Origin of the sequence: Roseburia sp. 1XD42-69, assembly GCF_003612565.1 — a bacterium.
Lineage (GTDB): Bacteria > Bacillota > Clostridia > Lachnospirales > Lachnospiraceae > Roseburia_B.
Genome location: NZ_RAZG01000085.1, coordinates 1 through 10,607, shown reverse-complemented (window position 1 = coordinate 10,607; position 10,607 = coordinate 1). Strand labels below are relative to the sequence as shown.

Annotated in this window: 9 protein-coding genes and 5 pseudogenes; 7 read left to right on the top strand and 7 right to left on the bottom strand. The window is 43.5% G+C overall.

Going from position 1 to position 10,607, the window contains the following annotated elements; genetic code table 11:
* Window positions 1-348: hypothetical protein (locus tag D7Y06_RS26180; protein WP_158591462.1), on the top strand; the 348-nt coding region annotated here is incomplete at its 5' end.
* Between the two features lie 177 nt (window positions 349-525).
* Here D7Y06_RS26180 and D7Y06_RS21740 read toward each other — a convergent pair.
* Window positions 526-1,038: pseudogene (locus D7Y06_RS21740) on the bottom strand (tyrosine-type recombinase/integrase); the annotation flags it as partial.
* A gap of 208 nt (window positions 1,039-1,246) precedes the next feature.
* Here D7Y06_RS21740 and D7Y06_RS21730 point away from each other — a divergent pair.
* A pseudogene (locus tag D7Y06_RS21730) lies at window positions 1,247-1,507 on the top strand (transposase domain-containing protein); the annotation flags it as partial.
* A 221-nt stretch (window positions 1,508-1,728) separates the two neighbouring features.
* Here the strand turns inward: D7Y06_RS21730 and D7Y06_RS21725 are convergent.
* Window positions 1,729-2,535, bottom strand: coding sequence for a PD-(D/E)XK nuclease family transposase (locus D7Y06_RS21725; RefSeq protein ID WP_120409693.1), 807 nt, complete (start codon window positions 2,533-2,535; stop codon window positions 1,729-1,731).
* 157 nt (window positions 2,536-2,692) lie between these two features.
* The gene (locus D7Y06_RS21720) at window positions 2,693-3,316 is read right to left on the bottom strand and encodes a transglutaminase-like domain-containing protein (protein WP_120409692.1); all 624 of its coding nucleotides are present in this window, start codon (window positions 3,314-3,316) and stop codon (window positions 2,693-2,695) included.
* Window positions 3,317-3,439: 123 nt separating this feature from the next.
* On the opposite strand from D7Y06_RS21720, the pseudogene D7Y06_RS21715 reads away from it, so the two are divergent.
* The 4 genes and pseudogenes from D7Y06_RS21715 to D7Y06_RS21700 form a co-directional block, all read left to right on the top strand.
* Window positions 3,440-4,246, top strand: a pseudogene (locus D7Y06_RS21715) (CD1108 family mobile element protein); the annotation flags it as partial.
* Window positions 4,247-4,493: 247 nt separating this feature from the next.
* On the top strand, window positions 4,494-4,661 hold the full coding sequence (locus D7Y06_RS28430) for a DUF1016 N-terminal domain-containing protein (protein ID WP_158591460.1): 168 nt from the start codon (window positions 4,494-4,496) through the stop codon (window positions 4,659-4,661).
* Between the two features lie 133 nt (window positions 4,662-4,794).
* Window positions 4,795-6,318, top strand: a complete 1,524-nt coding sequence (locus D7Y06_RS21705; protein ID WP_120409691.1) for an RNA-binding domain-containing protein — start codon at window positions 4,795-4,797, stop codon at window positions 6,316-6,318.
* Entirely contained in the window at window positions 6,311-6,655 is a 345-nt protein-coding gene (locus D7Y06_RS21700) for a hypothetical protein (RefSeq protein WP_243119436.1), read from the top strand. The genes D7Y06_RS21705 and D7Y06_RS21700 overlap by 8 nt, the downstream gene beginning before the upstream one ends.
* 97 nt (window positions 6,656-6,752) lie before the next feature.
* Here D7Y06_RS21700 and D7Y06_RS21695 read toward each other — a convergent pair.
* Window positions 6,753-7,196, bottom strand: a pseudogene (locus D7Y06_RS21695) (ParB/RepB/Spo0J family partition protein); the annotation flags it as partial.
* Between the two features lie 102 nt (window positions 7,197-7,298).
* Here D7Y06_RS21695 and D7Y06_RS28085 point away from each other — a divergent pair.
* The gene (locus D7Y06_RS28085; RefSeq protein WP_330566564.1) at window positions 7,299-7,712 is read left to right on the top strand and encodes a DUF4368 domain-containing protein; all 414 of its coding nucleotides are present in this window, start codon (window positions 7,299-7,301) and stop codon (window positions 7,710-7,712) included.
* Here D7Y06_RS28085 and D7Y06_RS21685 read toward each other — a convergent pair.
* From D7Y06_RS21685 to D7Y06_RS21675, 3 genes and pseudogenes are all read right to left on the bottom strand, one after another.
* Window positions 7,670-7,957, bottom strand: coding sequence for a hypothetical protein (locus D7Y06_RS21685; protein WP_120409690.1), 288 nt, complete (start codon window positions 7,955-7,957; stop codon window positions 7,670-7,672). The genes D7Y06_RS28085 and D7Y06_RS21685 overlap by 43 nt on opposite strands.
* Before the next feature lie 35 nt (window positions 7,958-7,992).
* Window positions 7,993-10,386, bottom strand: a complete 2,394-nt coding sequence (locus D7Y06_RS21680) for an ABC transporter permease (protein WP_120409689.1) — start codon at window positions 10,384-10,386, stop codon at window positions 7,993-7,995.
* Between the two features lie 14 nt (window positions 10,387-10,400).
* A pseudogene (locus tag D7Y06_RS21675) lies at window positions 10,401-10,607 on the bottom strand (ABC transporter ATP-binding protein); the annotation flags it as partial.

Below are 10,607 nucleotides of genomic sequence, written 5' to 3'. Positions count from 1 at the left end.
AACGGAGGGTATAACCTCCTGCTGGATAAGGTGTTTGACAACAATACGGACAGGTATGAAGAATGCGGCATGATATTGATGCTTGGGAATAATGTCTATATGGAGTACGGGGCAATGAACATGAACCGTATGCCGGGAGGGGACAGTAAGCAGTCGTTGGGCAATAACCAGTCCGTTCAAAAATTGAAAGCCCAAAATAGTTCGTCTGGAATTAGGGGAGGGAATGTAGGTGATGGTTTTGGAAACGGAACATTATCTAATGGAGGTAGTGGGCAGACAAGAGCAGGGGTTCAGTTTGGGAAGAATGGTAACTTACACACTTTATATTACACTCCCTTATATTTATAATTAATCATTTAATAGATTTCTAATTATCTCTTTAGATGTTCTTATATGCCGGTATAGCCCGTTATTCCGGGCTTTTCCGGCACTTTTCATATCGGAAGAACCTCACAAATCTTTTTATTACCCCTCATGTTTTCGCTCTCAAAAGTAGTAAAAGCAGTAGTAAATTCTGCGTACTACTTATGCCGCCTTGGTTTCCTCGGCGCTTTCCGCCGTAGCTTCCGGCTTGGCCTCTGCGGTGGTTTTTGCCTTGGCTTGCAGCCGTTCCATTTCCTCCTGTGCGGAATGGAAAGTAGCGTGGGCGTAATAGTTCAGCGTCATTACAATGTTGGCGTGTCCCATGATGTACGGCAATGCCATGGGGTTCATGCCCGCGTTTGCCATTCTGGTACAGAATGTATGCCGCATGGTGTGCGGCGTCATCACATCGGGCAGCGGCTCCTTGTGGCACTTGTTGTACTTCTTGGCAAGGCACTTGAACATGGCGTCATAGTTGACGGCAGTTTTGGGCAGGCCGTCCCGGTTCAGGAACAGGAAGTCCTTATAACCGTCAACCTCAATGCACCTGCCGTCCCTGCGCTTCTTCAACACGCACTCAAACGCTTCATAAGCGGCTACGCTCATAGGCACTTGACGGAATCCGCTTTCTGTTTTTGGTGCTTCGATATAGTAGCCGTCCTCGGTGCTTCTCAATCTCTCTGGCTGCCCGCTAAACGGTAAGCGCCAAATATTAATGCGGTCAGATACAAAATTACCCCAGCCCTTTGCGAGTTGGAGTAATTCACTATAATTCACATGCAATTTTTGATAGATTGGAGTTTTTGACTCCAGGGTGCAAGCTCTGCTAGCTGATTATCAGTCATCTCTTTCGTTGGCCGACGTTCCAGCAGAAATTTTAGATATCCGTGGGTTCTGCATTGGCAAGAAAAACTGGATGATGATCGATACGGTTGCAGGGGCAAAATCCAGCGCCATTATATATAGTATTGCAGAAACAGCAAAGGCCAACAGCCTGAAACCGTATGATTATTTTGAATATCTGCTTACCAAGATCCCAAAGCATCTGGATGATACGGACCGTGGGTTTCTGGATGACTTACTCCCCTGGTCGCCGAACCTGCCTGCGAATTGCCGGAAGCCCGGTAAAGAAGAAGTGAAATAAAGACTGGAGCAAATCTGTTTCTATCATACAGGTTTGCTCCAGTTTTGTATAGGTACTCACTATCTACCGTTTACGTAAACAGGGCGTTAATCGCCCTGTGGTGTTGGTCTGAATGTTGTCGCTCATGTTCCTCCTTTTGGGCGTAAAAAAGACGCATGGTTTACAATTTACTGTTCCATGCGTCTTTACGCTATTATTTTGATATTAAATTGTTTTGCCGATTACGCTAACTGCATTGATTGACTTTCTAACTCTTTAACTATATCAAGGGATAATTCCGTAGCTTCTGCTATTTCCTCTAAAGTCATTTTACCTAACTTTATTAAATGAACCGCCGTTCTTTTTGCTTTATTTTGTTCCGCTTCATTCCTCATATCTTCCATAATTTTGCACATAGCCGCAACTCCTTTCTCGTCTTGCTTAAAATATCGTGCTTTTTTAGCAAGCGTTTCATAATTCATATCATCGGGATTAGTGCATGAAAAATCGTGCATCAGCTTTCCAATCTCATCGTTGCCCCTATATTTCCCATTAACATATATGATATGCGAACCATCGCCAAACAATACCTTGTTTTCCCCGATAGTAACATATCTTTCTACCGGATATATCGGCTGGTTTCCTTTCATTACATCATTTTCTGTTATGAAAATAACATAGCTGTCGGGAATATCCTCCGTATCATCACCAGCATTTAATATGTGTGCATCCAACAAGCTACTGTTATGCCTTGCCCTCTTTGCGCCTGCTCCTGCATCTTTCCTTTGAATTTCAACATCAAATTCCTTATCGGTGCTGTCAATCGCATGAACATCTAAAACAGCCGAACGTCCTTGCAAATTCTTCAATGGTTCTTGCGTCCTGACCGATTTAACTTTTATATCCTCCCGCCCTAAAACAATTCGTAGTATCAATTCCACACCTTCAAAATTATCTGCAAGACAGACGGACATGAAATCATCATCCATATATCGGAGTGATTTCAGACGTTCTAAATCCTGTTGATGTGTCTGCTCCGTTGTATTCAAAAATATCACCTTCTTCCACTGTTTTTATTATACATCAGACAATACCTTTTGAAAACTGAATTTGTCGTAAATTTTTTCTCAAGTTTCTATACGCTTTTGACGCTGTGTTACTTATTCTGTTGTGATTGGGGTAATGGTTATTTAGGCAAATAAGAATTTAACACTGTTTGTTATACTCAAGTTCAGTGGGAAGATTTTTCCAAAGTTCTGTCCTCGTTTTGTTTGTTTTCAATTTCTTCAATACATCTATATCAGGATTAGGATATACTATAAAACAGTCAACTTCTCCCATTTCTGAACGTATCGGAAATGCAAGCTGTTCGGTGTCTATTGAAAATTGTGCATTAACACCAGTTTTATTTCCTCTTGCATCAAGCCTAATCCATTTTTTATAATCCTTGATGTATACGCCATTTAGTCCATGATAGATTAGTACAGGAGCAGTTTCATCATCTAAAATTAACTTTTGATAACAAAAGCCTGTTGGAATAGCTTTATAGCGTAATAGTGCTGCTAGCAAGTGAGATTTAGCAAAGCAAATCCCATGACCTGCTTTTAACACTTCCGAAGCTGTACAAGTAATTTTATCTGCGTTTATATCTGCTGAATGTGAAATATTATCTCTAACAAATTCATAGGTTTTTTTAATGAAATCAATCTCATTATCTGCCTTTTTGAATAATGTATCAGCTAATTCCATAATAACTTTGTTATCATAATCAATCACACTGTCATGCTTTAGATATTCGTCCATTTTATTTGAGTATAAAATTATATCCATCTTCCCTCCACTAAAAAATTCCGATTTGTACCTCTAACAGAATACCACAATCACACTCTTATTTCTATCAGATTTTCATTAAATTTCTTCCTCCCTCCGCTTAGTCCTGTTTTGTTGCCTGTTGTGCTGTCGGTTCTCGTTCTGAAGCTCCCTCTCAAGGTTCTTCTTGTTGTAGCTGATAACTTCCGCAAGGCGCAGGCCAGGATACCCAAAAAGAAGGTCCGGCAGACCGTTATTGACCCCGATACCGGAAAGAAAACAACGAAACTGACCTTTGAGGAACAGGCAAAGCCGCCCTCCAAGCTGTCCCATGCGGTACGGGGCGCTCCGGCCAACGCGCTGCTTGCCGGGGCGCATAAGGAAATCCGCAAGTCCGAACAGGACAATGTGGGCGTGGAGGGGGCGCACAAGACCGAGCAGGCTGTTGAAGTCAGCGCGCGGCTGGTGTGGGAGGGATACCGCAGCCATAAACTGAAACCCTACCGCGAAGCGGCAAAGGCGGAGCAAAAGCTGGAAAAAGCAAACATCAACGCTCTGTACCAAAAGTCCCTGGCGGAGAATCCCCAGCTTGCCAGTAATCCCCTTTCCCGCTGGCAGCAAAAGCAGGCCATCAAAAAGGAATATGCCGCCGCCAAGCGCACCGGGCAAACGGCTGGGCATACGGCCCAGGCCGCAGGCCATACTACCAAAACCGCGCACAAGACCGGCAAGGCGGCAAAGTCTGTCAAAGAAAAAGCGGAACAGGCAGGCCGGTTTGTCATGCGGCACAAGAAGGGATTCCTCATTGTGCTGGCGCTGTTTCTGCTGGTCTGCCTGCTGATGAATACCCTGTCCTCCTGCTCCATGCTGGCCCAGAGTATCGGCTCGGCGGTGTCCGGTTCCACCTATCCCTCCAATGACGAGGATATGCTGGGGACGGAAGCGGACTACCACTCATGATGTAGTTCTATAAAGCGTGTGGAGAAAATGACCGGATCAAGTATAGAAAAACTTCGGGATTATTTATTTGAACAGCTGACTGTTGAGTTTGGAAAGGGCTTTACTGTCTGTAATCTTCGGGCGATGCGTCAGTTCTATTACTTGTTTCCGATTCGGCACACACTGTGTGCCGAATTGTATATTTTCAATTTGTTCCACACTGTGGAGCGAATTGAGTTAGTCCTATTATCGGCTTTTGATGCGTGTTCAGGATAAACTGGCAAGGACTTTTTATGCAGAAGAATGTGCAAAATCTGCGTGGCGTGTCCGGCAGCTGGAACGGCAGATCAACACCATGTACTACCAGCGCATTTTAGCAAGTCAGGATAAATCGCTGTGTATGAGGGCGAATTGGGGCAAGCCTTGATTGACCATTTTCAGCACTTCCTAATTTGATCTTTTTCGTATCCCTTGCTTTTGCCAGAATATCTGATACAATAAAGGGGTAAGTTAATGGGGTAAGTTAATGGGGGATGTTCCACATCTGTCAGGAGGTTATTATGGCACTGCCAATCAATGTATCAGATTTAATTAACCGGCGTGTGATTGAGAGCGTGCGTATTGAATATAAGGGCGACTGGAATCCTGAACCAATTTTGCACTCTATTTGTGCTTTCGCAAATGATATTGACAACTGGGGCGGCGGCTACATCATTATTGGAATTGAGGAAGAAAGCGGAATGCCGAAGCTCCTGGTCAAAGGCTTAAACAAAAGTTCCATTGACCGGATCAATAAAGAATTGCTGCAAAAATGCAATCTGATTGAGCCGCGTTATATTCCGATTGTAGAGCAGGCTTCTTATGAAGGAAAAGAGATCATCGTTTTATGGATACCGGGTGGAGCTGACCGGCCTTATAAATGTCCTGTCGCTTTCCCAACAGAAAAAGCCGCAAAATCAGAAAAAGTATACTATATCCGCAAAATGTCCAACAGCATCCGGGCAAATCAGCTGGAGGAAAAAGAGCTGTTTATGCTGGCAAATAACCAGCCCTATGATGACCGCCCAAATCCAGCAGCCAGGCCAGAGGATTTGAAGTCCAGCCTGATTTCGGAATTCCTTTATGCAGTAAAGAGTGATCTGTATGAACGCTCGCTTACCCAGCCAGTTACAGAAACCGCAGCTTCCATGCGCCTGATTGGTGGGCCTTCAGAATGGAAACGGCCATTGAATGTAGGGTTGATGTTCTTCCATGAGCGCCCGGATGATTTTTTCCCGTATGCCCGGATAGAGGTGGTTGATAAACCCGACCCGACTGGCATTGGAATGACAGAAAAGATTTTTGCGGGTCCTCTTGACCGCCAGCTGCGGGATGCGCTCAGTTATATTAAAAACTACATCATCAAGGAAAAAGTAATCAAACTTCCCGACCAGGCAGAAGCAGTACGCATTTTTAACCTGCCGTATGCGGCGGTAGAAGAAAGCCTGTCCAATGCTATCTACCACAAGTCCTATCAAATCGGGGAACCGATTACGGTTACTGTCACGCCGGACCGGATGGAAATTACCAGCCTGCCGGGACCGGACCGCACGATCAGTAATGATGATTTGATGAACTGTCGGCTGATTTCCCGGCGTTATCGGAACCGGAGAATCGGAGATTTTCTAAAAGAGCTGAAACTGGTGGAGGGACGCAATACCGGAATCCCCACAATTCTCCATGCTATGGAAGCAAACGGTTCGGATATGCCATTATTTGAAACTGATGAAGAAAGGACTTATTTTACGGTGATTCTGCCCATTCATAAGAATTTTCTTCTGCCGGAAACTGCTGCTACCCCAAAGAAAAAGCAGCGCCGCAGTCTGCCGGAGCTGAAAGAGCTTGTGGTGGCCACTTTGACAGAAAACAGAACTCTTTCCACTTCGGAGCTGGCATCCGAACTTGGTTATACGAAAGTAACGTCCACCCTGTCCAAAGCATTAAAGGAACTGATGGCAGAAGGAATTGTTCAGTATTCAGAGCCGGAGAAAGTACGTTCCAGAAATCAAAAACTGTATCTTGTAAAGGAACACGGAGATGAATGACAAAGAACTGATTGGAAAAGTACATTCGGCTGTCTATCACCAATGTCAGCGGCGAGGGTATGCGGCTCCGGTGGATGTTCTGATGGAAATTGGTTTTCTGCCGAAACAAAAATATGAGGACTGGAGGTTTGGGCGCGTGGACTACCTGGAACGGGTCTGCATGGTCAACCTGCGAAAACTCTCTTTCATTATGTGCCAGATGCGGGTGTACGCACAGAAAACAGGACTAAAACCCTCCTTCTGCTATTATAAGCAGTGGGGTGAAAAAAGAAAAACGGCCAGGGGCATAAGCCGGTCATCCCGTTGCGGTTCAGTAAAAGCGGGGACTTGGAAATAGAAAAATGGTATGCAACACATTTTGTAGACAGCAAGAAAGCAGCAGAGCTAAAAGCACAACAAAATATCGAGAAACCGGATTGACCGAAGGACAGCTCTCATGTAGCTGTCCTTATTTTTTGAAGGGAGGATTCCATCATGGCAACCACACGCATGATGGTTTCCTGCATCCGGGCAGGGGTATAGCTTTTGGGAAAATACTTCCGCAGGGTGTCGGAGGTAAACGTCACCTTGTCCAGATCGCTTTTCTTTTCCTCGCCCATAATCGCTCGCATTACATCTATGGATAAACGCCCCTCCTGACTGAATTTTTTGAGCCGCTGGGCCTGGGAAAGAGAAGGGGTAGCCTGTTCGCTGTCCATAGCGTCCAAAAGCTGTGTCTGTTCTTCTTTTTTGAGAAAGGACAGCTCATAGGCCGGGTTCAGGGCAATTTTCTTTTCGTCCACCATGTTCAGCAGTTCGGGGATTAACTCGGTCAGGCGGATGTAGCGTTGCACCTGCCTTTGACTTTCACCAGCTTGATTTGCGACAAGCTGAATAGAAGCCATTATATAAGCTGCGACACGATTACACGCATTGTCCAAGAGGACATAAAAAGAAATGCTGTCCTGTTTGCAGAGGATACGGAACGGGCTGTCAAAGAAATGACAGAAAAGAAATGCTCCGACGATCAGAAAAAAGTGTCGCAGATGAAATCCGAACTGACCGCTTCGAGAAACCAGCTTGCAGGGCTTGATGCAAAGCTCCGACGGGCGTATGAGGACAACCTTTCGGGCAAGCTGCCAGACCATATTTTCACGATGCTTATTGGGAACTACGATGAAGAAAAAGAAACATTGCAACACACTATCCGTGAATTGGAAAAACGCATTGACAGTTCCAATGCCGCAATGTCTGACGTGGAGCGTTTTTCAAAGCTAATCCAGAAATACACCAGTTTTGAGGAACTCGACAGCTTCATGCTCCATGAGCTGATTGAGAAAATCACAATCTACGAAACGCCCAACATGGGACGTTACCGCAAAGGGAAAGAGAAAATCGTTACGATTTTATTTTGATTAAGAAGTCTTTTATATTTTATAACTCCGGTGGCCACCAACTGCACCAGAATCAGCACAGCGAACAGACCGAAACTCTCATAGTAGAACAGTTCATCCCAAAACAGGAGAACATCACAGAGAGCAGTCAAGGCAACCGTCCAGCGGATGTGCCGGGCCAGCCATTGCCGGAACACCAGCACAAGGACAACGGGCGGGACGATCAGCAGCGCCAGATTCAAAATCAATGTCGGGGTCAGTTCCATTGCATCGCCTCCTCTGATATTCTAAAAAAATACACTTATCGCAGAGCTTCCATCATTGATAACTTGCTTTGCTGCTTTAAGGCTCCTGTTGTAATCAGCACACTACATAAAATAACAATCGCACAATACAAGATTGTAATACCCAATGGAAATTGATAATTCAAATAGTTCATTAGGTTGTTTTTCAAAAATGAGCAAAGAACATATCCAATTCCTCCACCAATTATCACAGATAATACAAGTCCAATACCAACTACGATCAATCCCTCTTTATGAACCATCACGGATAATTGTTTTTGAGACATTCCCACTGAACGCATGAGAGAAAACTCTTTGCGCCTTACAATAATTCCCGTCAAAATTGTATTTAGCAAATTCATCACAGAAAAACAACCAATTAAAACAATGGCTATTGCAAGGGCTAACTGTGTTCCCTGCAAGAAGTTTTCATTTTGGGCAATCGCAGCAGAAAGCGAATCAATACTCAGTCGTGGATTATCTGATACAATTTGGTCTATTTCATTTTCTGCTTGCTGTTCAAAAGAATCCTCTACGCAAATTACATACTGATATGTTAAATTGCTGTGTGCAATTTTTTGCATTGAATCAACCGGCAATAACAGCATATCTATTTTATCTCCATTATTTCCAATCTTACTTTCGTCAAGAACTGCCGCAATCTCAAATTCCAGATTCTTCGTATGATCCCCATCAAAAATCTTTAGAGGCACCGACGAGCCGACTTCTGGACGAATACCAAAATACTTCTCAAAGTCATTCGGCCGGCCAATAACCATCTGATTTTCAGTTGCCATTTGCTCATAATCTGATATTTCTCCATTTAAGATACAGCTTTGCAACAAAGTCATATCTGCTTTCTCAAATCCTACAATTTCAGCATCTGATTCCATTGCTTGCAAATCATAGGAAACTGGTAGATGCTGATCGTTTATAATCCTTTGCACACCTGATAATTGTGAGAGTTCTTTTTCCACTTCCTCCGTAAAAGGACTTGATTTCTGTAATATCTCCAAAGGACTTTCCATTAGCTCCTGATTTGAGATTCTTAAAATGAACTGTCCTCTTGCAAACCCAGATAAAGACATATCTTTTGCATTTATAGAAGAAAGGACAGAAGATAAACCTAACAGTAAAACGCCAGTCAAGACAAGAGAGGCGACTGTCAGTATATTCTTTTTCTTATAACGCAGAGCTTGATTTACTGCCAAAGATCCCGGCGTTAGTTTGTGCTGCCTATGTTTACATTTGGGTTGATTATTTTGTTCATAGCGGGAAGCCTCTATGGGTGAAACGGTCGCAGCAATTTTAGCAGGTTTTTTGATGGACAGGCGCACAGTGGCATAGGTTAACGCAACAACAATCGGGCATATCCATAGCACATTCCATAATTCAAATCCATGCGGAATTAAAATATAAGCCACTACAATTCCCGCAATTAGTCCAATAGGAATTGCAGGTAACATCAGCAAAGTTCCCTCCCTAAGAACAAGTTTTTGAATCTGTTTTGCTGTCATCCCTATTGTGCGAAACTGTCCGTATTCTTTAATTGAATTGATAATGGAAATATAGAAAATATTGTATATTACCAAAACACCAGCGATTGCGATAACAACAAGCCCAGCAACGGCCGCCATAACCATCAATACCGAAGGCTGGCTAAGATTCAAATATGCTTCATTATAAGAAGGAGTCGCTTTACAACCTGCATCAGTCGCTATCTCTGATATTAAGTTTTTTACAACCTCAGAGTTCGTCTTTGCATCTAAATTTACACGAAGCATTACTGCCGGTGAAAAGTTATTCCATCCATCCATTTCTAAGAAATATTCTTCAGAAACCATAGCCGCATATAATGAACGGTCAGTGCCTTTAGCTCCTGTTTTCAAGTATCCTGTTATAATAAAGGATTTTTCCTCGCCGTTGTTTGGGTCTGGTAATGAAATGGTATCTCCAATTTTTGCATTTATCTTCTGTCGAATTAAGTATTCTTGTTCAATCAGTATTTCATTATCTTTCTCTGGCATTTTCCCCTCGGAAACAGATAGCCCGTTTAATGTAAGTGCATCGTTGTTGGAATACGAAATATTAAGACGATCATTTCCAGATTTAACACTACCAATAGAAGCTGTGAATCCGCATAAATCCACTCGCACATCATCAGACAGTTTTTGATATTGTTCTTTTTCTATGCTGGAAATAAGAGCATGATAGGAACCCGTAATGTTATTACCTCCATTTTGGTTCACTGTAATAATTCCAGAAGCCAGAAGCAATACAGACACCATCAAAAATGTTGCTAATGAAATTGCAATAATCGTAAAAATCTTCTTCAAACGCTCTTTCTTTAATTGAGCAGACGCTAATTTTTTAATAATAGCGCTGGTGTCATTCTCAAAAGGCCATGTCATAGCTTGCCACCTCCTTACTCCACAATCTTGCCGTCCTCAATACGGACAATCCGATCTGCAAGAAGGGCTATGTCGTTGTTGTGGGTAATCATCACAACAGTTTGCCGGAACTCCGCACTGGTACGCTTGATAAGTCCCAGCACCTCGGCGCTGGTCTTGCTGTCAAGGTTGCCGGTCGGCTCGTCGGCCAGCACAATAGCCGGTTTGGTAATCAGAGCGCG